The sequence below is a fragment of the Gammaproteobacteria bacterium genome (assembly GCA_016716465.1).
Classification (GTDB): Bacteria; Pseudomonadota; Gammaproteobacteria; order SZUA-140; family SZUA-140; genus JADJWH01.
The window spans coordinates 633594-659609 of record JADJWH010000001.1 but is presented as its reverse complement, the minus strand read 5'-3'; the positions used below and the strand labels follow the sequence as shown (position 1 = coordinate 659609).

The 26016-nt window shown below is 60.3% G+C and carries 31 protein-coding genes, 1 tRNA gene and 1 pseudogene; 6 read left to right on the top strand and 27 right to left on the bottom strand.

Annotated features, from left to right (window positions below; genetic code table 11):
* Positions 1 to 46 precede the first annotated feature (46 nt).
* The 7 genes from IPM20_03115 to miaA form a co-directional block, all read right to left on the bottom strand.
* A complete protein-coding gene (locus IPM20_03115; GenBank protein ID MBK9130621.1) occupies positions 47 to 1264 on the bottom strand; it encodes an ATP phosphoribosyltransferase regulatory subunit in 1218 nt (405 codons plus the stop codon).
* A 63-nt stretch (positions 1265 to 1327) separates the two neighbouring features.
* On the bottom strand, positions 1328 to 1513 hold the full coding sequence (locus tag IPM20_03110; protein ID MBK9130620.1) for a DUF2065 domain-containing protein: 186 nt from the start codon (positions 1511 to 1513) through the stop codon (positions 1328 to 1330).
* 66 nt (positions 1514 to 1579) lie between these two features.
* A complete protein-coding gene (hflC, locus tag IPM20_03105) occupies positions 1580 to 2449 on the bottom strand; it encodes a protease modulator HflC (protein ID MBK9130619.1) in 870 nt (289 codons plus the stop codon).
* Positions 2449 to 3654, bottom strand: a complete 1206-nt coding sequence (gene hflK, locus IPM20_03100) for an FtsH protease activity modulator HflK (protein MBK9130618.1) — start codon at positions 3652 to 3654, stop codon at positions 2449 to 2451. Before hflK ends, hflC begins: the two co-directional genes overlap by 1 nt.
* 47 nt (positions 3655 to 3701) lie before the next feature.
* On the bottom strand, positions 3702 to 5096 hold the full coding sequence (gene hflX / locus IPM20_03095; GenBank protein ID MBK9130617.1) for a GTPase HflX: 1395 nt from the start codon (positions 5094 to 5096) through the stop codon (positions 3702 to 3704).
* Positions 5097 to 5122: 26 nt separating this feature from the next.
* A complete protein-coding gene (gene hfq / locus IPM20_03090) occupies positions 5123 to 5374 on the bottom strand; it encodes an RNA chaperone Hfq (GenBank protein ID MBK9130616.1) in 252 nt (83 codons plus the stop codon).
* 125 nt (positions 5375 to 5499) lie between these two features.
* A complete protein-coding gene (gene miaA, locus IPM20_03085; protein ID MBK9130615.1) occupies positions 5500 to 6441 on the bottom strand; it encodes a tRNA (adenosine(37)-N6)-dimethylallyltransferase MiaA in 942 nt (313 codons plus the stop codon).
* Between the two features lie 606 nt (positions 6442 to 7047).
* On the opposite strand from miaA, the gene IPM20_03080 reads away from it, so the two are divergent.
* Positions 7048 to 7482, top strand: coding sequence for a hypothetical protein (locus IPM20_03080; protein MBK9130614.1), 435 nt, complete (start codon positions 7048 to 7050; stop codon positions 7480 to 7482).
* Between the two features lie 17 nt (positions 7483 to 7499).
* Here IPM20_03080 and IPM20_03075 read toward each other — a convergent pair whose 3' ends face one another.
* A complete protein-coding gene (locus IPM20_03075; protein ID MBK9130613.1) occupies positions 7500 to 7652 on the bottom strand; it encodes a hypothetical protein in 153 nt (50 codons plus the stop codon).
* Positions 7653 to 7813: 161 nt separating this feature from the next.
* On the opposite strand from IPM20_03075, the gene IPM20_03070 reads away from it, so the two are divergent.
* Together IPM20_03070 and IPM20_03065 are read left to right on the top strand one after the other, a co-directional pair.
* On the top strand, positions 7814 to 8677 hold the full coding sequence (locus IPM20_03070) for a nucleotidyltransferase (GenBank protein ID MBK9130612.1): 864 nt from the start codon (positions 7814 to 7816) through the stop codon (positions 8675 to 8677).
* A gap of 4 nt (positions 8678 to 8681) precedes the next feature.
* The gene (locus IPM20_03065; GenBank protein MBK9130611.1) at positions 8682 to 9446 is read left to right on the top strand and encodes a hypothetical protein; all 765 of its coding nucleotides are present in this window, start codon (positions 8682 to 8684) and stop codon (positions 9444 to 9446) included.
* 336 nt (positions 9447 to 9782) lie between these two features.
* Here the strand turns inward: IPM20_03065 and IPM20_03060 are convergent, their stop codons facing one another.
* The 11 genes from IPM20_03060 to IPM20_03010 all read right to left on the bottom strand — a co-directional run bounded on the left by IPM20_03060 (position 9783) and on the right by IPM20_03010 (position 16228).
* A complete protein-coding gene (locus IPM20_03060) occupies positions 9783 to 11609 on the bottom strand; it encodes a hypothetical protein (protein ID MBK9130610.1) in 1827 nt (608 codons plus the stop codon).
* Positions 11569 to 12123: a hypothetical protein gene (locus tag IPM20_03055; GenBank protein MBK9130609.1), complete on the bottom strand. Its 555-nt coding sequence runs from the start codon at positions 12121 to 12123 to the stop codon at positions 11569 to 11571. The genes IPM20_03060 and IPM20_03055 overlap by 41 nt, the downstream gene beginning before the upstream one ends.
* A 1-nt stretch (position 12124) precedes the next feature.
* Complete coding sequence (locus IPM20_03050) at positions 12125 to 12337, bottom strand: hypothetical protein (GenBank protein ID MBK9130608.1); 213 nt, start codon at positions 12335 to 12337, stop codon at positions 12125 to 12127.
* The gene (locus IPM20_03045; GenBank protein ID MBK9130607.1) at positions 12334 to 12495 is read right to left on the bottom strand and encodes a hypothetical protein; all 162 of its coding nucleotides are present in this window, start codon (positions 12493 to 12495) and stop codon (positions 12334 to 12336) included. The genes IPM20_03050 and IPM20_03045 overlap by 4 nt, the downstream gene beginning before the upstream one ends.
* Positions 12496 to 12536: 41 nt before the next feature.
* Positions 12537 to 12821 (bottom strand): hypothetical protein, encoded by a 285-nt coding sequence (locus IPM20_03040; GenBank protein MBK9130606.1) that lies wholly within the window; start codon positions 12819 to 12821, stop codon positions 12537 to 12539.
* Between the two features lie 42 nt (positions 12822 to 12863).
* Positions 12864 to 13028 (bottom strand): hypothetical protein, encoded by a 165-nt coding sequence (locus IPM20_03035; GenBank protein ID MBK9130605.1) that lies wholly within the window; start codon positions 13026 to 13028, stop codon positions 12864 to 12866.
* Positions 13029 to 13559: 531 nt separating this feature from the next.
* The gene (locus IPM20_03030; protein ID MBK9130604.1) at positions 13560 to 13952 is read right to left on the bottom strand and encodes a hypothetical protein; all 393 of its coding nucleotides are present in this window, start codon (positions 13950 to 13952) and stop codon (positions 13560 to 13562) included.
* Between the two features lie 83 nt (positions 13953 to 14035).
* Positions 14036 to 14215 (bottom strand): hypothetical protein, encoded by a 180-nt coding sequence (locus IPM20_03025; protein ID MBK9130603.1) that lies wholly within the window; start codon positions 14213 to 14215, stop codon positions 14036 to 14038.
* Between the two features lie 214 nt (positions 14216 to 14429).
* Positions 14430 to 14933: a hypothetical protein gene (locus IPM20_03020; protein MBK9130602.1), complete on the bottom strand. Its 504-nt coding sequence runs from the start codon at positions 14931 to 14933 to the stop codon at positions 14430 to 14432.
* The gene (locus tag IPM20_03015) at positions 14914 to 16056 is read right to left on the bottom strand and encodes a site-specific integrase (GenBank protein ID MBK9130601.1); all 1143 of its coding nucleotides are present in this window, start codon (positions 16054 to 16056) and stop codon (positions 14914 to 14916) included. The genes IPM20_03020 and IPM20_03015 overlap by 20 nt, the downstream gene beginning before the upstream one ends.
* An 84-nt stretch (positions 16057 to 16140) precedes the next feature.
* Positions 16141 to 16228 (bottom strand) — tRNA-Ser (locus tag IPM20_03010).
* A 205-nt stretch (positions 16229 to 16433) separates the two neighbouring features.
* Between IPM20_03010 and IPM20_03005 the strand changes: the two genes are divergently transcribed.
* Together IPM20_03005 and IPM20_03000 are read left to right on the top strand one after the other, a co-directional pair.
* Positions 16434 to 17102, top strand: a complete 669-nt coding sequence (locus tag IPM20_03005; protein ID MBK9130600.1) for a Bax inhibitor-1/YccA family protein — start codon at positions 16434 to 16436, stop codon at positions 17100 to 17102.
* Positions 17103 to 17625: 523 nt separating this feature from the next.
* On the top strand, positions 17626 to 17889 hold the full coding sequence (locus tag IPM20_03000; protein MBK9130599.1) for a hypothetical protein: 264 nt from the start codon (positions 17626 to 17628) through the stop codon (positions 17887 to 17889).
* Positions 17890 to 18057: 168 nt separating this feature from the next.
* Here the strand turns inward: IPM20_03000 and IPM20_02995 are convergent, their stop codons facing one another.
* The 7 genes from IPM20_02995 to IPM20_02965 all read right to left on the bottom strand — a co-directional run bounded on the left by IPM20_02995 (position 18058) and on the right by IPM20_02965 (position 24727).
* Positions 18058 to 19269 carry an FTR1 family iron permease gene (locus tag IPM20_02995; GenBank protein MBK9130598.1) on the bottom strand — a complete coding sequence of 404 codons (1212 nt, stop codon included), beginning with the start codon at positions 19267 to 19269 and terminating at the stop codon, positions 18058 to 18060.
* Positions 19270 to 19300: 31 nt separating this feature from the next.
* Positions 19301 to 19702, bottom strand: coding sequence for a hypothetical protein (locus IPM20_02990; GenBank protein ID MBK9130597.1), 402 nt, complete (start codon positions 19700 to 19702; stop codon positions 19301 to 19303).
* A gap of 412 nt (positions 19703 to 20114) precedes the next feature.
* A complete protein-coding gene (locus tag IPM20_02985; protein ID MBK9130596.1) occupies positions 20115 to 20501 on the bottom strand; it encodes a hypothetical protein in 387 nt (128 codons plus the stop codon).
* A gap of 176 nt (positions 20502 to 20677) precedes the next feature.
* Positions 20678 to 22066 (bottom strand): uroporphyrinogen-III C-methyltransferase, encoded by a 1389-nt coding sequence (cobA, locus tag IPM20_02980; protein MBK9130595.1) that lies wholly within the window; start codon positions 22064 to 22066, stop codon positions 20678 to 20680.
* Positions 22067 to 22076: 10 nt separating this feature from the next.
* Positions 22077 to 23372, bottom strand: a complete 1296-nt coding sequence (gene serS / locus IPM20_02975; GenBank protein ID MBK9130594.1) for a serine--tRNA ligase — start codon at positions 23370 to 23372, stop codon at positions 22077 to 22079.
* 152 nt (positions 23373 to 23524) lie between these two features.
* Positions 23525 to 24169 carry a peptide-methionine (S)-S-oxide reductase MsrA gene (gene msrA, locus IPM20_02970; GenBank protein ID MBK9130593.1) on the bottom strand — a complete coding sequence of 215 codons (645 nt, stop codon included), beginning with the start codon at positions 24167 to 24169 and terminating at the stop codon, positions 23525 to 23527.
* A gap of 15 nt (positions 24170 to 24184) precedes the next feature.
* Complete coding sequence (locus IPM20_02965; protein MBK9130592.1) at positions 24185 to 24727, bottom strand: DUF488 domain-containing protein; 543 nt, start codon at positions 24725 to 24727, stop codon at positions 24185 to 24187.
* A 196-nt stretch (positions 24728 to 24923) separates the two neighbouring features.
* On the opposite strand from IPM20_02965, the pseudogene IPM20_02960 reads away from it, so the two are divergent.
* Positions 24924 to 25675 (top strand): annotated as a pseudogene (locus IPM20_02960) (phosphoadenylyl-sulfate reductase).
* 39 nt (positions 25676 to 25714) lie between these two features.
* On the opposite strand, the gene IPM20_02955 reads toward IPM20_02960, so the two are convergent.
* Positions 25715 to 25963 carry a hypothetical protein gene (locus IPM20_02955; protein MBK9130591.1) on the bottom strand — a complete coding sequence of 83 codons (249 nt, stop codon included), beginning with the start codon at positions 25961 to 25963 and terminating at the stop codon, positions 25715 to 25717.
* Between the last annotated feature and the right edge of the window lie 53 nt (positions 25964 to 26016).

Genomic DNA, 26016 nt, shown 5'->3' with positions numbered 1-26016 from the left:
GCCCCGCCTGTATGCGTAGAATATACCCCTGTCGCCGGTGCGTACCTTATACCGCCGGCGCGCCGGCCGCAACCACCGTCCAGCGACCGTCGCGGCGCTCGATGACGCGGTCGCACCCCATTTCAACCAGGTCCACGGCCTGCCCCGGCAGGGTGTAAATAACCCGTTCGCCCTCGGCGCGGAGCCTGCGTATCAGCTTGTGCAGTTCGTCATCATCACTCCAGGGCGGCGACAGAATACCCTTCTTCGGTTCCGCCGTGGCAGGGGCAAGCGCGAGCAGGGTCTTGAGGTCGGTGCTGAAACCCGTAGCGGGACGCGTGCGACCGAACAGCCGGCCGATCTCATCGTAGCGGCCGCCGCGCGCGATCTCCTGGCCGAAGCCGGGCGCAAAGGCGGCGAACACCACCCCGGACTGGTAACGGTAGCCGCGCAGCTCAGCGAGGTCATAGTGGAGATTGATGCTCGCGAACTGGCATTGTGCCGCAGAGGCCATCTGCTGCAGGCTGTCGAGCGCCTCATGCACCTCCCTGCCCGCGGACTTGAATATCCTGCGCGCCTCGTCGAGGACATCGCCGTGGCCGTTCAGATCGACGAGCGCGGTCAGCATGCGGCGGTGGCGGTCAGTGATGGTCCCGTCGGCCAAAAAGGCCTCGATCTCAGGCTTGGCCTTGCGCTGCAAAGCATCGAACAGAGCGGCCTCGCGCCCCTCCACCAGTCCGGCCTCGCGGGCCAGCGCGCGGAAGATGCCGACATGGCCGATATCGACATGGAATGACTGCAATCCGGCGACGCGCAGACAACGCACCATCAGGCGCAGCATCTCGTTGTCGCTTTCGATGCCGGCATGCCCGTATAACTCAGCACCGAGCTGAAGCGGATTGCGCGAACTGGCGAATCCGTTGCGGCGGGTGTGCAGCACCGAATCCAGATAGCAGAGACGGACAGGGGTCGAGCGCATCAGCTGATGGGCGTCGATGCGGGCGGCCTGGGGCGTCATATCCGCCCGCACGCCCAGCAATCTCCCCGTGGCCTGATCGATGAGCTTGAAGGTCTCGATCTCGAGGTCGTGGCCCGCCCCGACGAGCAGAGACTCCAGATACTCGATCAGCGGCGGGATGACGAGTTCATAACCCCAACTGCGGAACATATCGAGCAATTCGCGCCGCAGCCGCTCAAGCGCTTCGGCCTCGGGCGGCAGATATTCGTCCACGCCGTCGGGGAGAACCCAACGATTGACGGCGGTTTCCGGGCTGGATTTTTTCATGCGCGATATGTATGAACGAGTCAGTCAGCGATGGGGGTGATATGAAAGCATCCCTGGCCCGGCTCAGCGGAGGACATAGAGGATCACCACGCCCGCCAGCATGCTGGTCAAACCCGCGAATCGCAACGCATGGTCATCCATCCTGGCCAGGGTCAGCAGGGCCCGTCGCATCGCTGTCGGATTGATAAAAGGCAGCATGCCCTCTATCACCAGAATCAGGGCAACCGCGCCGAGCAAATCCTGCCACATCGATCCCGCCGTTTCCCGTCGCTCGGAAGCCTTTCGACCAGCCCGGGCTCCTGTCAGGCACCGCCGTTACTTTCCCTTGGCATCCTTGAAATATTTAAAGAAATCGCTGTCCGGCGAGATCAGCAGCACGTCACCCTTGTCCTTGAACGAATCACGGTAGGCGTTGATGCTGCGATAGAAGGCGAAAAATTCCGGGTCACGCTTGAACGCGGCGGCGTAGAGGTCCGCAGCCTTGGCATCCCCCTCGCCCCGGAGCTGCTCTGCCTCGCGATAGGCCTCGGCCACGATCACGGTGCGCTGCCGGTCGGCATCCGCGCGGATACGCTCGGCCGCTTCGGCACCGCGTGACCTCAGATCCTTCGCCACCCGCGCGCGCTCCGCCTCCATCCGGCGATACACCGAGGTACTGATGTCCTCGGGCAGATCGATGCGCTTGATACGGACATCGATGACGCGGATGCCGAAGTTCCGGGCCTGCGTTTCGGTGTTCAAGGCCAGCACCTCCATCACTTCCTTGCGCTCGCCGGAGACGACTTCCTGAATGGTGCGCTTGCCGAACTCCGCGCGCAGGCCATCCTTGATGATCTGCGAAAGACGCAGGTTGGCGCGATCGGCATCACCGCCCATGGCGGTGTAATACTGCTTGATATCGTCGATGCGCCACTTGACGAAGGCATCGACGATGAGGTTTTTCTTTTCAGCAGTGAGGTAGCGTTCGGGCTCGGCGTCCAGCGTCATGATGCGGCCGTCGAACTTCCGCACGTTGTTGATGACCGGGATCTTGAAATGCAGCCCCGGCTGGTAATCCGTCCGCACGACTTCGCCGAACTGGAACAGGATCGCCCGTTCCCATTCCTTGACGGTAAATACGGAAGAAAGCACGCCGAGCACGGCGAGGACCAGAACGATCAGTATGGCCATCTTGTTCCGTGCCATCAGCGCACCTCCCTGCTGCGCAAGTTGGCGCGCGACCGGTCGACCGAGGAATCATCGCTCGTCATCCCGGCACTGCCCCGCGCCGCATCAGCGGGAACCGAGGAGGTATCCCGCTTGCCATCCGCGGAAATCAGGCGGTCCAGGGGGAGGTACAGCAGGTTATTGCCCCCTTTGACATCGACCATCACCTTGCTGGTATTGCTCAGAATGGATCTCACCGCATCGAGATAAATGCGCTCCCGGGTCACCTCGGGGGCCTGCTTGTACTCGCTGAGGATCTGCGTGAAGCGGCTCGCCTCACCTTCCGCTTCCGCGATCACCTGAGCCTTGTAGGCATTGGCCTCCTCCAGCATGCGCGCCGCCTCACCGCGCGCCTTGGGAATCACGTCATTCGAATATGCCTCGGCCTCGTTTCGCAGGCGATCCTCGTCTTCGCGCGCCTTGACGGCGTCGTTGAAGGCGTCCTGCACTTCTTCGGGCGGCTGCGCGTCCTGCATGTTGACGCTGGTGACCAGCAGTCCCGCCTGATAACGATCGAGAATTTCCTGGGTAACCGTCGCGGTGCGCGCAACGATTTCGCTGCGCCCCTCGGTCAGCACAAAGTCCATCTTGCTCTTGCCGATGGTCTCGCGCAGCGCGCTCTCGGCCGATTGATGCAGCGTCAAGTCCGGATTGGAGACGTTGAACAGATAGTCCTTCGCGTCCTTGACCTTGTACTGGACCGCGAGTTTGATGTCGATGATGTTCTCGTCCTGGGTCAGCATCAGCGCCTCACGCGCCATCGTGCGCGAACCCTGGCCCCCAAGGCCCGAACGGTAGCCGATCTCGGCGGTACGGATCTCCTCGACGTTCACCACCTCGATGGCCTCGATCGGGTATGGCAGGTGCCAGTGCAGGCCGGCCTCGGTGGTTTCGTGGTAATGCCCGAAACGCAATACCACACCACGGCTGCCTTCGTGAATTGTATAGACGCCGGACAGTCCCCACAGAATCAGCGCGATGAGCAGTATGGTGCCGATCCCGAACGAGGACATACGGCCCGGACCCGAACCGCCGCCCTTGCCGGTGCGCTTGCCGCCGAACAAGGCGCCGAATTTCTCCTGCAACTTGCGGACGAGTTCATCGAGATCGGGCGGTCCCTGCTTGTCTCCCTGGGTGCCCCACGGGTCTTTGCCCCGGGATCCTCCCGGCTCGTTCCACGCCATCGGTAACTTCATAGCTCCGTTCACGATTCGTCCGTTTGTGTTGTTTTTTACACGGTGGCTGATTGTATGGTGCCGCCAGATTCCCCGCAAGTTCCCTGGCGTCCGCAGGCCTCGCCGTCGATAACGACGTGGCAACCGGCCTGCTGCTGCAGGTATCCTAACATATCTGGCCTCAAGATCGCCTCGATGATGCATTCACCGCCGTCGGCGACACGCTCTTCGCGGACCACATGCCATTCATGCAGCCGGGCGCGAATGCGGCCTGCGGCCGCGGGGTCAAGGCGAACCTGCGCGCGGAGCGATCTCGTCCGCATCGCGTGCCCCTCATCCTGCGCGGCCGTGTGGCCGACAGGAGATAGCAGCCGTTCCTGGATCGCCTGTTGCAGCAGATCAATACCCATGCCGTCCCGCGCCGACAGCCAGACCCGCGTCGGCCTTCCCTCCGCGTCACGATCGATCCGCGCCGCGGCATCCGCGCCAAGATCGATCTTGTTGTAGACCTCGATCTGCGGGATATCGCCCGCACCGATGTCACGCAGCACCTGGTTGACCTCGGCGATCTGCGCGGCATGCTCTTCATCGCGGGAATCGATGACATGCAGCAGCAGATCCGCCTCCTGGGTCTCCTCCAGCGTGGCGCGGAAGGCCGCGATGAGATCCGGCGGCAGATCGTTGATGAAACCGACGGTGTCGGCGAGCACCACGTGCCCGAATCCGGCGAGATCGAGCCGGCGCAGCGTCGGATCGAGGGTAGCGAAGAGCTGATCCGCCGCATAGACCTCAGATCCGGTAAGGCGGTTGAACAGGGTGGATTTTCCGGTGTTGGTATAGCCGACCAGGGACACCGCGGGTACGGTTGCCTTGCGGCGCGCGCTACGACTGAGCTGGCGGTGTCTGCGGACCTTTTCCAGGCGCTTGTGCAGCTGCTTGATGCGCCGACCGATCAGACGGCGATCGAGCTCGAGCTGGGTCTCACCCGGACCGCGCAGCCCGATACCGCCTTTCTGGCGCTCGAGATGCGACCAGCCGCGCACCAGTCGGGTCGCGAGATGCTGAAGCTGGGCCAGCTCGACTTGCAGCTTGCCTTCAAAAGTGCGGGCGCGCTGCGCGAAGATATCGAGGATCAAACCGGTGCGGTCCACGACGCGACAGCTCAGGTGCCGCTCGAGGTTGCGCTCCTGCACCGGGGTGAGTTCATGGTTGAACAGAACAAGCTCGGCCTGACGGCCCTTGATGGTGGCGAGTATCTCGTCAGCCTTACCGGTCCCAACGAACAGCTTCGGGTCCGGCCGGTCGCGAACGCCGCGTATCTCGCCGACCGGGGTGACGCCGGCGGAAGTGGCCAGTTGTTCGAAGGCTTCGGCGTTCTCCCACGTGATACGGGAACGCAAATCCAGAGTTACGAGTACTGCCCGCGTTCCGCTTTGAGGTCTGTCAAACAAGCGCGCAGGCACCCCTGCCGCGGCAATCAGTCATCGCCACCGCCGTTTTGGGAGTCGTCCGCATAAGGCGTCTTGATGTTGCGCGAAGGCACGATGGTCGAAATCGCGTGCTTGTATACCATCTGGCTCACGGAGTTCTTCAGCAGCACCACGAACTGATCGAACGACTCCACCTGTCCCTGCAATTTGATGCCATTCACCAGATAGATGGAGACCGGAACATGTTCTTTGCGCAATGCATTCAGGAAAGGGTCTTGCAGACTCTGTCCTTTCGCCATTTTACTTCTCCTTATTGTTTGTATTCTTTTCAGCACCTGCTTTTCCAAATAAAGACAGGACGCTACAAGTGATGTCCCTATCGTGGTATCCCCCGCGGGCCATTGTATCACCTGATCCGTGATTTTTAATATGCGGCCGCCCCAATGTAATTCAATACCTTTTCCCGAATTTTCGGATCAGAACTGTCAAAACCGGCATCGGAATTCTCCGATCTCAGCCAGGTCATTTGGCGTTTGGCCAGCTGGCGCGTCGCTGTAATCGCCTGATCGATGGAGGTTTCCCGGTCTTGCTCCCCCGCCAGGTATCGCCACAACTGACGATAGCCCACCGCCCGGATGGCGGGCAGCCCGGGATGCAGGTCCCCGCGCCGATAGAGGATTTCAACCTCGCCCTCCAGACCTCTTGCCAGCATGTCGTGGAACCTGTGCCGGATCCGTTCGTGCAACTGCGCGCGATCGCTGACCTCAACATGCAATTTGACCGCGCGATAGACAAACGGTTCGGCATCGCGTTCGGCCATCAGTTCGCTCATCGACCGACCGGTCAAGGCATGCACCTCGAGTGCGCGCTGTATCCGCTGGGGATCATTGGGATGAATGCGCCGGGCCGCCGCCGGATCCAGCCTGGACAGGCGTGCATGCAGGGTTTCCCAGCCCAACTCCAGGGCTTCCTGTTCCAGCCGTCTGCGCGTTGCGGCATCCGCGCCGGGTAATCTGGAGAGCCCGCGTTCCAGCGCCTCGAAGTACAGCATGGTACCGCCAACCAACAGGGGAATCCGGCCGCGGCCATGGATCTCGCGAATCTCCCTCAAGGCGTCGACGCGAAACCGGGCGGCGGAATAACTCTCGAGCGGATCGCAGATATCGATCAAACGGTGCGGGACGCTGCGCAATAGCGCCTGGTCGGGTTTCGCCGTCCCGATGTCCATGCCACGAAAGACCATGGCCGAGTCGACGCTGACGATGTCGCAGGGAAAACGGCGCGCGATCTCGACGGCGAGATCGGTCTTGCCGGTGGTGGTGGGACCGGCCAGAAAGAACACCAGGGGCCTGTCTTCGTGCGGCATCAGATCATTACGCGAGCTGACTGGTATGGTGCAGGAAAATTAAGTTGCGCATCCCGCGAAGCGTTGATGGAATCCGGGGGTTCGAATCCACCCGAATTTACCCTCTCCAAAGAAGCCGAAACCGACCGGCCCCTTTGGAGGGAGTTGGCGGAGAGGGAGGGATTCGAACCCCCGGAAGGTCGCCCTTCAACGGTTTTCAAGTCCGGGAAAACCAATAGTGGTCAACAATCAACAGCAATAATAACAGCTACTTACAACCACCACAACACACCCCAAAAGGGGCCATTTTTGACGTGAGTGTCCCAAATTTGTCCCATGGACAGGAAAAACCGTAGAATCCAGAGCAACGGTTTTTCGGACCGATGACCCACCAGGGCACAACAGGGAGGGAAATTGCATGGCCACCAAAAAGCCTGCCCATCACCGCGACCCGTGGACCGACTCACAGGAAGCACAGCTGAAGCAGCTCGCACGCGGGAATACACCCACACGCGTTATGGGTATAAAGCTCCAGCGAACCGAGGACGCCATCCGTAGCAAGGCCCATGACCTGGGAGTTTCACTAAAACCGACGAACCAGCGCCCATACAATCGTCGCACGAATAAATGACCTCATCCTCCGGTGAAGAAGGACAGACTGTCGATCTGAAGGAATATCGACAGTGGCTGGTTGCCGCAGAGCAGAAGTCACAAGAGGATTTCGATAAAACTGTTCTCTCGCTTTCAGGTGGTGCCCTTGGGATCTCGTTTGTCTTCCTAAAAGACATTGTAGGCCCTGACTCGATCGTATATCCCTGGTATTTGCTAGTCGCTTGGCTTTCCTGGGGCTTAAGCACTTTTGCTGTACTTGCGTCCTATTACTTAAGCCACCAGGCATTACGTCATGCCATCTCTCAAGTCGATGGAAAAACCATTTACGACCAACCTGCCGGAGGCAGATATTCGAAATGGACAGCCTTCCTTAACGCGGCTGGCGCAACGTTATTCCTGATCGGAGTCATCTGTATAACGGTTTTTGCTGGTGCAAACATATCGTTGTAACTAACAGGAGGAAATAATCATGGCAACAAAGCCGCCGACTCAACCACCTGCGCCAACACCGAGACCACCGACGCCACCAAGAGAACCGGGTGAAAGTGGCTATATTCCGCCGCCGCCACCACCTCGCCCGCGCCCACCAGAACAGAAATAATTAGGAGCGCGTGATTCAAGGCAGTGATTTCGGGCTATCGCTAGAAGAATCAGCACGGCGAAAGTCGCAACATACTCTTTGGCATCAGAATACACATATTAAATTTATTAAGTGCGTGACGCATCAGAACCAGTGGTCGGTGCGGTTCACAGTTCCCTTAAGAGAGATGGAAACTATAATATGCCCTACACCGTCGAGGCATCGTTCAGCGAATTCTTCGATAATATCAATCTCAGTGGCGACCACAGAGAGATTGCCAACAGACGTCGCGATGACATCGTCAACACACTAGAAAAAAATTTTAAGATACTGGAAGCGTTCAGCACTGGCTCGATCCCGAAGTTCACAGCCCTAAAGAACCATGCTGACCTAGACGTAATTGTCGTTCTACATTATGGCCAGCACATAAAGGGCAAGACCCCTACGCAAGTACTAAACGACGTGCGTACAGCATTAGCTGGGTGGCGCACCGGCGCTCGAAAGAACGGGCAAGCAGTAACCTTACACTATCAGACGTGGCCAAATGTCGATATCGTACCTACCAGTCGAGTCGCAGATGACCAGGGCAATATTATCCACTACGAAGTACCCGACTCGAACACTGACAAGTGGATTTCTTCTAAACCAAAAGTTCACGCGAGCGACATTGAAGCAAAGTCATCTAGTTGTGGAGCTAACTTCAGAAGAATCATAAAAATGATTAAGCACTGGAACCGTATACATAGTGATTATCTCCAGAGCTACCACATCGAAGTATTGGCACTCAATGTTTTCAATTACAATCTCGATGACACCCCATGGGGTGTATTTCAATTCTTCGATAGTGCCAAACCACTACTAACGAATAATCTTTGGCACGGCCTCGGCTGGGCTGATGAATACCTGACCGCTAAGGACCGGCAAGAGGTACTAAAACGCTTCGACACCGCGATTGAACTGAGCCGTTTTGCTTGGCATAAGACCTATGGCGAAAATCAAGACCACAAAGGTGCAATTGAACTCTGGAAACAGATTTTTGGCGATAAGTTTCCTGCCTACGGGTGATCGAATGTCTCGTAGCGACCCCATCCGCACAAATTATTACACAGCCGTTCAGACTTTCGAGGTCATGTCTGACGTGAGTTTTTATTTGGGCGCATTGTTATCATATTTGGTTCTTGTAATTAATAGAGGTACGCATCCAGATGCATATAGCCTAATATTGCTGCTCTTCGGCATTACAGTCATTGCGCTGTTCTCTTTTGGAATAATGCTGAGACTGTATTTGGTTCCTCGAGCCGAAGATAATCGTCGATTAGATTTTTTTAGTAGCGCTTGCAATGTCAGCCTAATTCACCAACAAACTGAAGGATACTACAACAACAATTTTACGGATCCGATAAAGAGGATGGCTGCGCAAACATTCGAAAATAGCCTATTCAGCAAGGAAATTGTTCTACGGATGGTGCGTCGAGAAAGATACAAAATAGCCCTATATGCTTTAATTTGGGTAGTCCTCCTGTTTAATCGTCGTACAGAACTTGGCTGGATAGTGGCAGTAACCCAAACCATCTTTAGTGAGCAAATTTTTTCAAAATGGCTTCGCCTTGAATGGCTAAGAACTCGGCATGAGAAAACATTTACCGATTTCTACAAGTTATTTCAGACTCGTCCGCCTGTTACAACATTCAATGCCCTAGCGTTGGAAGGTATTACCTTTTACGAAACTTCTAAGGCAAATGCCGCTATAATCCTATCGTCGAAAATATTTGATGAATTGAACGAACGCCTATCGGCTGAATGGAATTCGATTCAGACTAAGCTAAATATGTAGCTGATGATATTGGTATCAAGAAGATCGATTTAAAAATCTAACTGCGGTACCTGGCTCACGTTAGTCAGAGATATTTGCTATTAATCAATCAAGTGGTTCAGCCCTAGCTCATTTTCGAAGGGATAGTTATTACTAATTAATGACAACCTGAATTGACAACCCAAACTTTCCGCCAGACACTAACGAAGCCTTGCGCTGCTCCGCCACCCCTTCACCTACCCCTACCAGGAAGGACCCACAGCCCCCTCGCGACCACCCGCGAGAGAGCCGGGCTCCTGCCGGGATTCGCCACGCGGGACGTGAGGGAAACCGCGCCGCACCCTCCCGGCCGGGGCTTTACTCAGTCGATTCGTCGCCCGGGTTCCTTACCGCACCGCGGTGCCCGACGATGCCGGCGCCGAAGTCCAGCCGCACCTTGCTCTTGAGCCCATCCGTGTCGAAGTCCCGCTCGGTCTCCAGGAACGGCCCGACGAAGCCCTCCAGGTAGGCGTACTCGATCACCGGCTCGAGCGCCGGATCGGCGAACAGATACCAGGCGATCGGGGAATCGCCATCAAGGCGCGGATCCGCGACCACCTCGAGGCGCGAACTGAACGGATTGGCATCCTCGGCACGGGTTGCCTGGATCTGCGTTACCAGCTTCTCCCCATCGGTCTCGAGCGCGGCCGGGACCACCAGGTAACGCGGGGGCAACCCCATCGGCTCCTCGCTCCCCAGGTCCTGCTGCAGCCGCAGGAGCGTGCGCCCGGCCCCGATAGCATCGACCGACAGCGCCGCGGCCACGGCCAGGTTGTGGTGGTTTGCGTCGTCGAACAGGTTGTGGCCATCATCGAGGGCCGGGTTCGAGGTCAGCAAATCGACCAGAGTCCGGTTCTCGAACTGCACCGCGGCCAGCGCCATGCGCTGCAGCACCGTGGAGAAGGCGTCGAGGTCATCATTGACGATCGCCTGACGGGTGAAAATGACCAGCCGGCCGAAGGTCTCGACCCGATAGGCCTCCTTGGACTCCGCCATCGGCCCGGCCGTGTACTCCGCTCCCGGCAGGACCTTACGCAATTCCGGCGCGGTGGAGAGCCGGACGTTCGTGCGGGGCCGGAAGTCGCGGTTCTCGACCCGCCGCGCGACCAGGCGCAGGCCTGGCGGGATGGCGCCGTAAAAGGCCGCCAGCGAGCGGTTGCCGGCGTCGAGCAACAAGGTCGGGAAGTCCGAGCTCGACATCGCACGCTCGATCAGCCGCGGCCCGCCGTCGAAGGTTGTCCGGATCCCGCGCGCCTCGAGACAATCGCGCGCCAGGTCCGTCAGGCGGCGCGAGTAGAAGGGGCGCGCCTCCTCGCTCGGTGCCTGGTGCAGGATCCGGGCAGAGACCGCCGCCGACATCGCCCGCAGCGACCAGTTCGGGCTGGTGTAGTCCTCCCCTGCCTCGATGTGCCCGTTGATACTCGACGGGCCAGCCGCCACCCAGGCCTCGACGATCCGGCTGCGCGCGGCCTCGAGCGTGAGGTCCGAGCCGATCAGAGTCTCGGCGAAGGCGTCGTCGAGCTTGGCCGTACGGCACGACAGGCGGATCTCGGTGGCGCGCTGCTCGCGCGAAGCATTGTCGGAGGCCTGGGTTGGGCTTGGTTGGTGGTGCGGCATGGTGACGTCTCCTTGGGCTCGGGTGACCGCGCCGGCGTCGGCGGCGATCGGGGTGATTGAGATCTCGGCCGGCTCCCACAGCGTCACCCGGTAGACTGGGACGCCGTCGACCACCTCCTCGACCTTCTCCATCTTCAAGCGCTGGTAGCCGGCGCGGACCTTCTGCCAGACTTTTTCGCTTTCCTCGTCCTCGGCAAACCGGAGCAGCGCCCGGGCCTCATTGCCGGCAATCCAGGCCCGCTCGACCACGCCGATCACGGCATCGAGGTCGAACTGGTTATGGATGGCCAAGACCGGCGCGCCGGCGTTGAGGCGATCGAGGTTGAGCGCGCGGGCGCTGACCTCGAGTTCCTCCCAGTAGCGGCCCAGGTCCCAGGCATCGCGCAGCACGCGCGCGCCGGTGGAAAACACGACCTCGATCGTGCGTGCGGACTCGTTGATCGAGGTCGGGGAAACGGCGGCGCGAACGGTGAGCGGGAGCAGCTGGTCAGTGCGTGGAGCGGGTGCGGCGTTTCTTGGCTGAGGCATGGCGGCCCTCCGTGGATTTCCGGGGGAGCTTACCGCCGGCGGCGAAGTGTCCGACATAATCCGGATTTGACCGGACACCAGCCGCCACCTCTTGCAACCGGGAGGGCGACGTCGGGAGAACCGGGTGGTGCTGCACCAGGTCGAGCAGGATCCGCACCTCCTCCCGCGCCAGGCCCTCGGTCCAGTCCTCGGTACCGTCCCGCAGGCCTGCGGCCGCGGCGGCGATCTTGCGGGCTTTGGCGCGCCAGCCGCCCGAGAGCTGGCGGAGTGCCACGACCAGCTGCAGGTTGCGCTCGGCCAACCGTAGCGCCGCGGCCGGGCGCAAGTGAGCGCCACCCGGTGGCACGTCGAGCCCCAGCGCGCGATCGAAGGGCACCCCCTCATCGGCGTAAGCCTGGACGGCAAGGCGCAGCCAAGCGCGTACCCCGCCCGGGCACAGCGCGCTATCGTCGGGCTGCTCGAGCCAGGTACGCAGCGCGCGCAGCAGCAGGCCGGTGCCGACGGGATCTCGCATCTCAGTTTGCTGGCGGTGGCCCGCCGGGAAAGAAGCGGTCATATTCCGCGGCCTTCTGCAGCAGGGTGGTGGCCAGCGCCCGGGCGCCCGCCGGCGTCATGGTGACCTCGGTTGCCTGTCCTGCGATCCGGATCTGCAACACGAGATCGCCGCCATGGCTCGGGAGGCCAACCAGGATTTGGACGTCCTCGCTGTATGGGGTTTCAGTAGTCATGGGCCCTCTTTGTCGGGAATATGATCGAGCAGGAAATCTCCCGCGCGCTGTATGATACGCGCGATGACCTGGCGCTGGAGTCGGGTCAATCGGAACTTCATGGCGATGGCTGCAGCCGCCCGGGCGTCGGCGGCAAAAGCGATGGCGATCTCTTCCATTGCGAGAACAGCATGAGGGCGCTGGTTGGGGCTCCGCACCATCAACATCCCTCCCTGGTTTGCACGCGCCTACAAATTCGCCCACCAGCCGCACCTTCGATGAGCAGCATCGCCGTGCGCTGATCCAGCCCCATGCCCTCAAGCGCGGCACGCCAGGCCTGCTCATCGGTGAGCTGATCTCGCAAGCTGGCCAGGTGCCTGCCGGCCGTGCGCCTCGAGTCCCGGGCAATTTCATCCGCCTCGGCGCCGAGCTCGAGGGACATGCGGATGCGCGCATGGTCAACATCAGCGATAGTCCGGATATTTCGCTCGACGATCGCCTGCATCTTCAACCGCGCAGTCACGCGGGCATGGTCCGGAATAGGCAACTACTTGATGACGCTTTCACGGAGCTCGAGCATGGTCCACAACCCATGCGAGAATGCCTGGTGATGATGCCGCAATGCATCACGCGCAAGCGGCTCGGACAGATACCATCCATCCATCGCGCCGGTGTTCAGCTCGACAATAAGCCAGCCTTGAGTTCGGTTCATGATTATTTTTCTCCCCGTTTTAGTGGGCGTAAGAGTGGCGTGCACATAGCGCCGGGTAAAGCCATCGTTAGCGAGCCAGCGGCGTGGGCATGTGTTGATTCTGACTCCTCGCGGAAGCGACGCATGTTCTCCTCGTGGCGGTGCCTGACCTCCAGAGGGAAGCTCTCCGGGCAATCGAGGGGCGCCCATGCCACGGCATAGGTTGCTTTCTCCTCGCCGGGCTGACCCCGCGTACAGGTCAACAACCCGCGCTCACACAGATCCACGGCTGCTGCTCGTAGTTCCTCGGGTGACAGGTCTGCCAGAACGATATTTGGCGGGGTCATGGCACACCCACTGGCGACGCGCCAAATCGCAGAGCTGGTTGGTAGATATCTAGAAGGGGATCAAAATTTGAGCCCATGGAATGGGCAAAAAGTGCTCCATGGTCCCAAAAATTGCGCCCATGGAACGGATGAGCGCTCCATAAGCGCAATATTTGACAGCCTTGGGCGCAAAATTTGAGCATCAGAAAAAATCGCGCAATGAGGATCAGGCAGGTGGCAACCATGAGCGATACGCATGGCTCGGCACGGGCGATGCGCGAGAATATGGGGTGTCGTCGACGGCAAGCCAGGTGATCGCCCACATCGTGGGCCGCGCGGGCACGCGGGACGCAGGGTGCGTCATGATAATGAGCTGGCGATTGCCCAGTTCGGCCAGCGCGCGGTACAGCGTATTCCGTGACCCGATGCCAGCCTTCGCTGCCTGCTCGGGGGTGATGCCCAGAGCACCATTGTTGCGACCCCGATACATGGCCGCGAGCAAGACCAATACTCGAAAGCCCGCATGGCTGAGTGTCGTGACCGCCTGGTGCTCGAGCACCCCAACTGGGATCCGCGCGAACCATGCGCCCCCATGGCGTCGATTGGATTTCCTGCTCAAGCTCGCATTTCCGAGATTTCGATGCGCTCGAACTCCCCAGCGACCATATCGCGCACGGGCCGATCAATTTCATCGACCATCGGTCAAACTGCGAGTTGTTTTTGCTGTTCATCGATCCAGCGGAGAAATAGCTCCTCGTCGATGAGCACGCGCCGCCCGATACGGACGATGGCGCCCGAGCGTGCCAGACCATTCCGCTCGGCATTGTGGATAGCCCATCTCAATGAGCCCTCCGAGAACGCGTCCGGATATCGCTTCGCCAAAACGCGGACGGTTCGTAGGGGCCGTGCCTGCCCCTCAGTATCCGTGGTTCGGCGCGCCCCTGGGATCTGCTCGCCGATCCGGTGCTCGAACCGATGTTGATTGGTGGACATAGAACCCCCATGGATGATTTAAGCAACACAGGGCAACAGTGCCATGCGTGGCCGCGGGAGTAACGCCGGTTTTCCGGGCAAAAAACCGGCGCTGAGGGGGGGATTACCTGGGGGGAGTCTTGCGGGCCGCTGCGATCTCGTCACGCTGTGCGGCGTAGAGTTCCTTCACTTTCGTGCTCTTGAATTGATCAGGTGCCCAGACAGTGAACTCAGCAGCGACCGTCGCGAAAAGGTCATCATCGATTTTTTTACCTTGTCGATGAAGCTCCTGGACGCGCAGATAGATCATCCCCGCGTACTGCTCCTTCCGCACCACTTTGAGGTGCGGGCGTTTGATGCCCAAGGCTGTATCGAGCGTTTCAGCTTCACCGCAACTCCATGCGTTATAGGCCTTCGCAAACCCTTTTTTCACCCAGTCAGGTACTGGATGGTCGAGTGCAAGGCAGGCATTCAGCGCGGGATAGAGCGCCTCACTATGGCCGGCGTCAAAAGCCTCCTCAAGGCGCGCCAAGTAGGACTCCATGTCCACCGCATGCGCCGGCGCGCCCAGAGATCCCTGGGCCGCCGGTACCGGCTGGGTTTTGTCATTACCGGAAGACTTCGGCATTCAGGCGCTCCAGCACCGCGCGGCGATGCTGATCGGACATGTGCGAATACCGCGCCGTCATCTGGACATTCGAATGCCCCAGGATTCCGGCGACCTCGAGCGGGCTTGCACCGGTCATCATCAAGTAGGACGCTGCGCTATGGCGGTTATCGTGGAACCGATAATCCTCGATGCCGGCGGCCTGCAGGGCCTTCTCCCACGGAACACGAATGTCGAGTGGCTGGGAACCGCGGCTCGATGGGAACACCAGGTCGGTATCGATGCGAGGAACCTTCTCGGCCTCCTCGATCCAGAGCTTGAGCGCATCGAGAGCCGCGCCGACCAAGGGTATCGACCGGCCCTTCGAGGTTTTCGTGCGCTCCGGCGGCAGCATGATGACGGCGCGATCGAGATCGACCTCGGAGCGCCGCAGCCCCATGATCTCGTTTTTACGCATACCCGTGGACAGCGCCAGGATCACCACCGGGTAGAGAGCCGGGTTCGCGCTCGCCTTGGCAGCCTTGAGCAGGGCCACGATCTCCTCCGGTGACAGGAAGCGGATTCGGCCGCCGGGCTCCGGGAGCTTCGAGACGTTACGGACCGGGTTCTGCGTGATCCATTCCAGCACCCGGACGCCAACGCTGAAGCAGTGAGAGAGGGAAACCACATAGCGGTTAGCCGTGGCCGAGCCACGCGCCCGCGGCGCCTTGCCGCGGCCCTGGGTGGATTTCTCGCCGGCGACAACCTGGACCTCGGCCTTGGCCCGCTTCGCCTCATCAAGCGTCTGCAGAAGCGCCTTGCGATGCCTGAGCACGAGCTCGCCCGTGACATCGATGAGCGGCACCCGACCAATGCGGGACTTCCACCAGGCCAGATGGCGTCGGTAATTCGCCGCATCGCGGTTACGCGTTTTAGTGGGGAGGTAGTCGTCGAGGTAGTAATCGACCAGGTCGCCGACCGTGCGTCGCTGCGCCTGCGTGGAAAACCGCTTGCCGGCCCGCAGGCCGGCCTCGGTATCTGCGGCCCAGGCCTTCGCCTCGACGAGCTTTGGGAAAGTGTTGGTCACGTGCTGCCCGCGGATCCGGATACGGACGCGGTAACCGACTGAGCCGTCTTTACCGATGCGTTTCTCTATGGTCGCCATGGAAAGTGTCCCAAAAGTGTCCCATGAGCCTGAAAACTCCCTCGGCGCCTGACTGCTGACCTCCTTGTAACTGTTTGTTTTATTTGGCGGAGAGGGAGGGATTCGAACCCCCGGAAGGTCGCCCTTCAACGGTTTTCAAGACCGCCGCTTTCGACCGCTCAGCCACCTCTCCGGATTCGGCTGGATTGAGCCAAGGCTTTGATGCGAGCGGCTATTCTACAGCAAATCGTCATGGATGCCAGTTCGAGCGCAAGGTGATTGTTTCCAGAGAGGCCGACGGCGGAACCGCGGCGGGAGAAAACGGATCCTCGCTTGAATCGACCGGCGCGAGCCACTATATTGGAACAGGTCATGGATACAGGAGGTTCTGAAAGCGTATGAATCCTTTGCAAAATACAGTACTGCACACCCGGACGACCGCGCTGGGCACGAACAAACTCATTCGCAATACCTATCTGCTGCTGTCGATGACGCTGCTGTTCAGCGCCGCCACGGCCGGCGTTTCGATGGCGCTCAATCTGCCGCACCCCGGGCTGATCCTGACGCTGGTGGGGTATTTTGGCCTGCTGTTTCTGACCCACAAGCTGCGCAACAGCGTCTGGGGGCTGGCTGCGGTCTTCGCGCTGACCGGTTTCATGGGCCTGACCCTGGGACCGGTCGTTCAGGCGTATCTCGGCCTGCCCAACGGCGGCGAGACCGTCATGACGGCCCTCGGCGGCACGGGCGCGATCTTCCTGGGTCTGTCGGCCTACGCCCTGACGACTCGCAAGGACTTCAGTTTCCTCGGCGGCTTCCTGATGGTCGGGATACTGGTGGCCTTCCTGGGCTCGCTCGCTGCCGCGCTGTTCTCGCTACCCATGGTTGGCCTCGCCATGTCGGCGATGTTCATCCTGCTGATGTCCGGGTTCATCCTCTACCAGACCAGTCAGCTGGTTCACGGTGGCGAAGACAATTACATCCTCGCGACCGTCAGCCTGTATGTGAGCATCTATAACCTCTTCCTCAGCCTGTTGCAGATACTCGGTGTGTTCAACAACAGTGACTGATCCCGGACCACTGTTCCCCGAGGGTCCACTCCCAAAAGCCCCGCTCATGCGGGGCTTTGTATTTATTCCCCAGTATTTTGTTTTTTAATGAAATCTACATCTGCACTACAAGCGTCATTTCTTCGTTTCCAGATACTTGGCTCACCTTCATAAAAATATTTGTCTTTTGCCTATCGATGCACTACTATTCCTACCTAATATTTATTTTTATTACTTCTGTCCATTCTGCAATCAGGGCGAGGTTGCCGTAATGAAACGATTCCTCAAACGATTTTTCCGGATCAAAGACGCCCCGGGTCCAAACAACACGGATCACTGCCGATTGAAAACGGACGACTCCCAGTTACATGAAGGTTTCAAGACCAAACCCGGACAGGGACCGTTTCTGAGTTCCTTCGACGGCAGGGTGATACCCCTGCGCAAGGCCCGCTTCCTGCGAAAGGACTGAATCGCCCAGACAGCGATACATGGATACAAATCAGACTTGGATGGTACGAGCAACACTCAACTAAGGAGAAACGCGATGAAAGGTGACCACAAGCACAGCCACGAACATGATCATACCCACAAGCACGAGCACGAACATGATCATACCCACAAGGACGGCACCAAGCATGCCCACAAGCATGGACACGAACATGCCCACGGCCATGAGCACGAGCACACCCATTCCCATGACCATGGCGCCGACAGCAGTCATGGCCACAAGCACGGCGAGAAGGAACTCGGAGGCCACGAGCACAAACACCCGGGGCACGAGAAGGAACCGCACGACCACTCGCACTGAGCGGCGAACGCGACCGCTCACAGTTGTGATCTGAAGCAAGTCTCCCTGGTACAAGGACGTGCCTTACAGATGTCAACCACAACTCCAGGACGGAAATCTAGCGCCCCTTGGTTACAAGGGGCGTTTTTTTCGGCGCATCGCCGGTCACCAAGCGGGGAGGAAAGTGGATCAGGAAACGACGCCGTGCCGGGCCCCGCGGCGGCGGGACAGAGCCAGCAGGGACATTACCAGTATGAGCATGAAAGCCTGTACGCCCAGACTTTCCCAGTTGGCGTAGACCCCGATGGCGTTCCACTCGGGGAGGGGTGCACGGTCCACCGGCACATAACCGGCTTCCTGCAGCGCGGCGATCCCCTTCCCGGCAATGACGAAGGACAGCAGCATCAGGATCAGCGCATTGACGCCAAAGAACAGCTTCAAGGGCAAGCGCACGCTGAAATGAAGGATCAGCAGTGCGACCATGACCAAGATGGCCAACCCGACCGCACCTCCCGCAATGAGATAGATTCCGGCACCCGGTCCCGCCTCCAGGGCCAGGGCCTGATAGAAAAGCACCGTTTCAAAGACCTCGCGATACGCGGCGGTGAAGGAGATCAGGGCAAGCAGCCAGACTTGACCGGTACTGAGTGCGCCCCCGACTTTGTCGTGCAGGAATCCTTTCCAGCGCTTCGCATGCATATTGTCGTGCAGCCAGTAGCCGACATAGATCAGCATGGCCGCGGCCAGCAAGGCCACCACACCCTCCGTCGCCTCGCGACCCGCGCCGCTGATCTCGATGACCGTGGATGCCAGCCACCACGTCGCCAGCCCCAGCAGCAAGGCCCCGATCCAGCCCATGTGCACATAGGCGATGTTCTGCTCGCGGCCGGTCTTGCGCAGGAAGGCGATCAATGCGGCGATGACCAGCACCGCCTCGACACCTTCGCGCAGCAGAATGGCGCCGGAACTCACGGCCGCGAGACCAGGGTCGATGCCCGCCTGCTGGCCCAGCTTCCCGCGCGCCTGGCCGAGCAATGCCCGCGTCGCGGCGTACTGCATATCCACCGTTTCAGCTTCAGCCCCGTTGCGAATGTCCTGCCTCAGGACGGCCATCGCCGATTCGATCGACTTCATCAGCGCGTGATCCACCAGGTCGAGCCGCGTTTCCACCAGTTCGAAGCCATCGAGATACGCGCTCACCGCGAACGAATACGCCTCCGCAGACCGGCCGGCATGATAGGCGTCGATCGCCTGGGCGAGCCGATCATCAATCAGCGTCCACGCCTGCCCCTCGTCAACCGCCGCGGGCGCGATCGACTCCGCATGACCGACGGCCGAGAAGGCAAGGCTGCAAGCCAGGGCCAGCATGAGGCGCCTGATTGTTCGTGTCAGACTCGTCATGGCCGGATCACAATGCCGTATGGAAACGGAATCATCGGCCCTTCCCGCCTTCCGCGTCCAGGGCGCCCCGCGCCTGGGCAAGCAGGTTCTGGACAAACCCGTTCTGGTTCTCGACCACGCCCAGCGGCGCGCCCTGTCGCATCAAATCGCGCAACTGCTCCATGCCCTGCTCGATCGTCTTCATGAGATCGTAGTCCACCTCCTTGAGGCGGTCTTCGAGCAGTTCGAAACCGTCGAGGTAGGCGGTCGCGGAGAGCAGATAGGCCTGCTCCTGATTCCCCGTCCGGTATGCATCCAGGCTCTTCTTCATGTTGACCTCGATGACCTCCCAGGGTGTACCCGGCTCCGCGGATATGGCGACTACCGGCGGCATCGAGCCAAACACCAGCGCCCCGGCGAATATGCCCGCCAGAAACAGTTTGCGATGAAACATCATCCGGATCTCCTCTGCGCCCTCGACCGCGGCCTGCACGAGGACCGGAGCCGTCGAATTAAGAATAATTATCGTTAATAATAGTGATCGGGCGCAAAAAATCAACTGTCGCCACTGCGATCAGGGGCGCCCTGTTCGGAGGGAGGCGGGGGAAGAATGGCGTGCGGCGAGGAACCGCGGGACCGGGTAATCCCGGCTGGGAAGCTCGATCGGATCCGGTTACGGGGTCATGAGCATGCGGCCGCAGTCACACCCGCAGAGTTTCTCTCGCGCCATGGTGATATAACACCCGCTTCAGCCCGGGCACGATCTGGCCGCGCCCGTGGAGATACATCAGCGGAAGTTCCTCACTGGAGACATTAAGTACCTGCCCCGTCGCAACCGCCTTTGACATATTCGGGTCTGGGAACCATCATCGCGTGGCCAGCCAGTAATTGATCAGGTGCTGACAGAACAGCAGGCAACTCGGATCCACCTTTACGTCGATGATCAGCCGCCGACCGTTGTCATCCTTCAATACGACTCCGGCGCTGCCGGCGGTTTCCCCGGTAAACTTCCAGCCATCGAGATTCGTACTGGTGGTGAAATAACGGCGAATCTCCTCGGGCTCTGAATGGCTACCGAAGGAAAGGTAACGCGCCTCCCCTTGTTCGGGCAGCTTCGACAACAATGAAGAATCCGGGAAAACCGGAATTGTCAGGGCCGGCGCGATGCCACGGCTGCTGGCATCGATATGCGGGCCATGGCGGCTCGCCAGCGCGGCGAGACAGGCCATCGCGACCAGGCCGATCAGGACCATCCCTGCTTTGCGTCCGTTTATCATGCGGGTTTGAACGGGTCCTGAGGCGTGCGAGACAACTATCAGTCGGTGGCGTGAAACCGGGTGGATATCGGGTCCGTATTATGCCTGCAGTGATGAGCGTCGGGGAGGTAACAAAAACCGAATCAGTCTAACCACTAAGTATTAAGCCTCTGTCAGCCGGGTGAAAACCACGCCAGGGTCTGATGCAAACGCACGACCTCCCCGACGATGAGCAGCGTGGGGGCGTGCACATCGTTCTTCGCCACGAGCTGCGGCAGGCTCTCCAGCGTCGCCGCGATTACACGCTGATTGCGCGTCGTCCCCTGCTCGATCAGCGCGGCGGGCATGGCGGGACTCATGCCATGAGCCACCAGCTCGCGGCAAATGTCATCGAGCCTTGCCAGGCCCATGTAGATCGCCAGTGTCTGCTGCGGCAGGACCAGGCCGCTCCAATCGAGAACGACGCCATCATCGCGCGAATGGCCGGTGACGAAGACCACCGACTGGGCGTAATCACGATGGGTCAGCGGGATGCCGGCATAGGCGGCGCAACCGTTGGCGGCGGTGATCCCGGGCACGACCTGAAAGGGAATCCCCTCCCCGGCAAGACTTGCGATCTCCTCACCGCCGCGCCCGAAGATGAAGGGATCTCCGCCCTTGAGACGGACCACCTTCCTTCCCTGCCGCGCGTGTTCGACCAGGATGCGGTTGATTTCCTCCTGTCTGAGCGCATGGTAATCACGCCGCTTCCCAACGTACACACGCTCGGCCTCACGTCGCACCAGATCCAGAATCTCCGGGCTGACCAGGCGGTCATACAGCACTACGTCCGCCTGTTGCATGAGACGCAGCGCCCTGAAGGTCAGCAGGTCGGGATCACCGGGTCCCGCCCCGATCAGATAGACCTCGCCGCGGGTCAGGCCGGCATCCGTACCTGCGGCGAGTTCCCGCTCGATCAGTTCTTCCGCCTCGCGCTCACGCCCGGAGAGCACCAGCTCGCTTGCCGGGCCGTGCAGAATGCGCTCCCAGAAGCGCCGGCGCTCCATCGAGCTGCCGAGGCTGCGGCCGACGCGCACGCGGAACCGTCCCAGCAGCTCGGCGAGCCGCCCGTACCCGGCGGGGATCATCGTCTCCAGTCTGGCCCGCAGCTGGCGCGCCAGCACCGGCGAGGTCCCGCCGCTTGAGACCGCGACCAGCACCGGTGACCGATCCACGATCGACGGAAAGATGAAACTGCAGAGCCCCGGCGCATCGACCACGTTGACGGGAATATTGCGTGCGTGCGCGGCAGCGGATACTGCCGTGTTCACGGCGGTGTCGCCGGTCGCGGCCACGACGATGGCGAACGCATCGACGTCCGCAGGCCGGAATTCGCCCGCCCGGTGCACGATCTCGCCACGTGACATCAGTTCAGCCAGTTCGGTACAGAGCTCGGGAGCGATTACGGTGACGCGGCCGCCGGCGCGTCGAATCAGGCCGATCTTTCGCGCCGCAACCTCGCCACCGCCGACCACCAGGCAATCGCGGTCACGGAGCTGAAGAAAGATCGGGAGGAAGTCCACAAGACTCGCTTCAGCCGATCACGCTGATACCGCCCATGTAGGGATGAAGCACCGTCGGAACCTGGATCCTGCCCTCGCGATCCTGGCAGTTCTCCATGATCGCGACCAGGGTGCGGCCCACGGCAAGACCGGAACCGTTGAGGGTGTGGACCAGCTCCGGTTTCTTGCCTTGGGGACGGCGCCAGCGTGCCTGCAGTCGACGCGCCTGGAAGTCTTCGAAGTTGCTGCAAGAGGAAATCTCGCGAAAGCGCTGCTGGCCGGGCAGCCAAACCTCGATGTCGTAGGTCTTGGCCGCGGAGAAACCCATGTCTCCGGCGCACAGGGCGACGGTACGGAATGGCAGCCCGAGACGTTTGAGCACGGTCTCGGCATGCGAGGTCAATTGCTCCAGCGCATCGTAGGAATCCTCCGGGCGCACCACCTGCACCAGCTCGACCTTCTCGAACTGATGCTGGCGAATCATGCCGCGCGTATCCTTGCCGTAGGAGCCCGCCTCGCTGCGGAAGCACGGCGTGTGACAGACGTATTTGCGCGGTAGCTGATCGGCATCGAGGATCTCGCCGCGAACCAGGTTGGTAACCGGCACCTCGGCGGTGGGGATCAGATACAGGCTGCGCTCGACCGTCCCGCCCGACTCCGGACGCTGAATCTTGAACAGGTCCTGTTCAAACTTGGGCAGTTGGCCGGTGCCGGTCAGGCTGTCCGCATTGACGAGATACGGGACGTAGACCTCGCGATACCCGTGTTCTGCGGTATGAAGGTCGAGCATGAACTGGATCAGGGCCCGGTGCAGCCTGGCGAGCGGTCCGGCCAGCGTCGCGAAACGGGCCGCCGAGATCCTGGCCGCGGACTCGAAGTCGAGCAGGCCGAGCTGCGCGCCGAGGTCGACATGATCGCGCGGCGTAAAATCAAAGGTGGCGGGTTCGCCCCAGCGCCGCACCTCGAGATTCTCCGTCTCGTCCCGCCCGTCCGGCACGCTGTCATGCGGAAGATTCGGAATCCCGAGCATGACGTCGTTGAGTTCGGCCTGGATCTCGTCCAGGCGGCGTTCCGCCACCTGCACCTGCTCGCCCAGTTCACCCACTTCCGCCATGAGCAACGCAGTATCCTCGCCCTTTGCCTTGGCCTGACCGATGGCCTTGGAGCGGCTGTTGCGCGACTGCTGTAACTCCTGGGCCAGCACCTGCGCCGCCTTGCGGGATGCTTCGAGTTCGCTCAGTCTCGCGGTCGGCAATTCGACGCCGCGACGGGCGAGCTTGCGTGCGACCGCATCGATGTCGGTGCGTATAGAATGGGGATCGAGCATAGTCCGTGAGTTCCGCGCTGTTTCTGACTGTCGGGATCGAGGTTCCGGATCGGGCGGGATTCACGCAGAATTCCGGTGCCCCACACCCCGGGGAAAAGCCTGCAAAACAATACAAGAACTCGTCCCGGAAGTCACGCCGCACGCGGCGCCCTTCATCCTGCATCGCAGCGGATGCCGGTGCCGCCGAGCCCGCAGTATCCGCCGGGATTCTTGGCCAGATACTGCTGATGATAATCTTCCGCGTAATAAAACTCCGGCGCGGCGAGGATCTCGGTCGTCACTGTCCCGAAACCCGCCGACTGCAGCGCCTCGCGATAGCGTACGCAGGACGCCTCCGCGGCCTGTCGCTGCGCATCGTCATGGAGGTAGATACCGGAGCGGTACTGGGTGCCGACATCGTTCCCCTGACGCATGCCCTGGGTCGGGTCGTGACTCTCCCAGAATATCCGCAGCAGATCGGGATACGTAACGATCTGCGGGTCATACATCAGAAAGACGACCTCGTTATGACCGGTCTGACCGGAACACACCTCACGATAGGTCGGGTTTGGCGTATAGCCACCGGCATAACCAACCGCGGTGGTAAACACCCCGGCGCGATCCCAGAAGCGTTTTTCTGCGCCCCAGAAACAGCCCATGCCGAACATCGCCGGCAGCAGGCCCGGGGGAAACGGAGGCTTGAGCGGCCGACCATGGACGAAGTGGGCATTCTCCACCGGCATCGGCTCGGCGCGACCGGGCAATGCCTGCTCGGGTCGCGGCAGTTTCAGTTTGCTCGCACCAAGGCCTGTCATCATGGTCACCTCCCAAGCTCAGCCCAGATCAAGCGTCAGGGTCATCTGGCGATTATAAATCACGGCGTCACCGACCCTAAGCGCGCGCGGATGCAAGCGGTGTTCCCGCATCTCACCATCGTCGATCAGATGCACGATCCGGCAGTCATGCGCGAACAGATAATCCGCCACCAGAGTGCGATGACAATGTTCGGGCAGTCGTTCGGAACACATCAGCGCAACCCGCTCCGTCGCAGCCATCCGGACAAGCTCCCCGGCAAGACGGCTGAAACCCGGACTTTCCATGTGGTCGGCAAAGCCGCGCAGATCCTCCGCCAGCGCACTGTGGGGAGAATCCGGTCTGGCCATCCGCCTTCCGCCCAGCATCTCTCCCTCCCACTGGTAGCGGATTCCCGCGACCTCGAGCCAGGGCTGGAAGATTTCGCGGGTAAAGCCGGGGTGGCGGCGTGAAACCGGATAGCGGCGTATATCGATCAGCCGGCTGATGCCCTGCCAGCGCAGCATTTCCAGGAGCCGCGCCGGCTCTCTGTTGCTGTGTCCGCAGGTATAAAGCGTTGGCACTGATATCACCCAGACTTACCCCGGTCCATCAACGATACCGAAGTATGCAGGCAGCATTGAGGCGCCGGGAAACTAGCATGAAGACATTTACGAGATAACTGAAATGTATTAAAATGCCGTCTATCATATCAATCAGTTATATAACTGGGATTCTACCGGGCATAATCAAGCATTATATAAGTCACGAGGAGCCGAGATGAGCCTGAATCCAGCAGTATCCAAGACCCGCGCCGACGTCGCTATCGCCCCATCAGACTCTCCCGGCCGCCAGCATACGGAACGTCAATTCGATCCGGAACTTATCAAGGCTCTCAACGAAAAATACCGCCCCCTAGGCATCGAGGAGCGCATCGGCCAGCTCTACCACGATTTCGATGCCGGCAAGGTCATGCTGACCTCATCCTTCGCGGCCACGTCTGCCTTCCTGCTGCACCTGTTCTCCCGCTTCGCCCCGGAGCAACCGGTCTTTTTCATCGACACCGGTTATCACTTCCCGCAGACCCTGGAGTACAAACGTAAGCTGACCGAGTTGTACAAGCTCAGGGTCGTGGACGTCCGCGCCGAGGACTGGAAACACGATTTCACCGTCCAGGACGAGACATGGAGAAAAGATCCCGACTTTTGCTGCTCGATCAATAAGGTCGAGCCCTGTATGCGATCAAGGGGAACTACGACGTCTGGGCCTCGGGCCTGATGGGATGGCAGACCAACCACCGTTCGACACTCGATGTATTCGAGGTTCGCGGCGGTATCATCAAATTCTACCCCCTGATCGACGTCACGCGGGAACAGCGCGACGCCTATATCAAGGCGCACCAGCTGCCGTTCCATCCCCTCGTCGCCGAAGGCTTTTCCTCTATCGGTTGCACGCACTGCACGGTGGCGGGCATAGACCGCAGCGGTCGCTGGAATAACAGCCCGAAGACGGAATGCGGGCTGCATCTCTAACCCGCTTGCGCGCGTTCGGCGGAACGCGCGCTTTGCTGTCTATCCTCTGGACCTGAATCTGATCTTCGCCCGCAGCGGAAAATCCACCACGCCGCGCGCGCGACGCAGCTCACGCGCATAGCACTTGCCCGCGCGAAATCCCTCGCGGAATGACAGCCTCAGATGTTCGACCGCGGCAATCTGTCCGCCCTCTAGGGCATGCCGGAAGCCGTGCCGGTAACGCGCCTCGATGAAACGTCTGGGTATTCTGATCCCGATATCCTCGGGCGTCGGATAACCGTAGGCCATGAGCCACCTCCTTGCACGAGACGTTCTCCTGTCTATATTCGGCCTGGATCGGC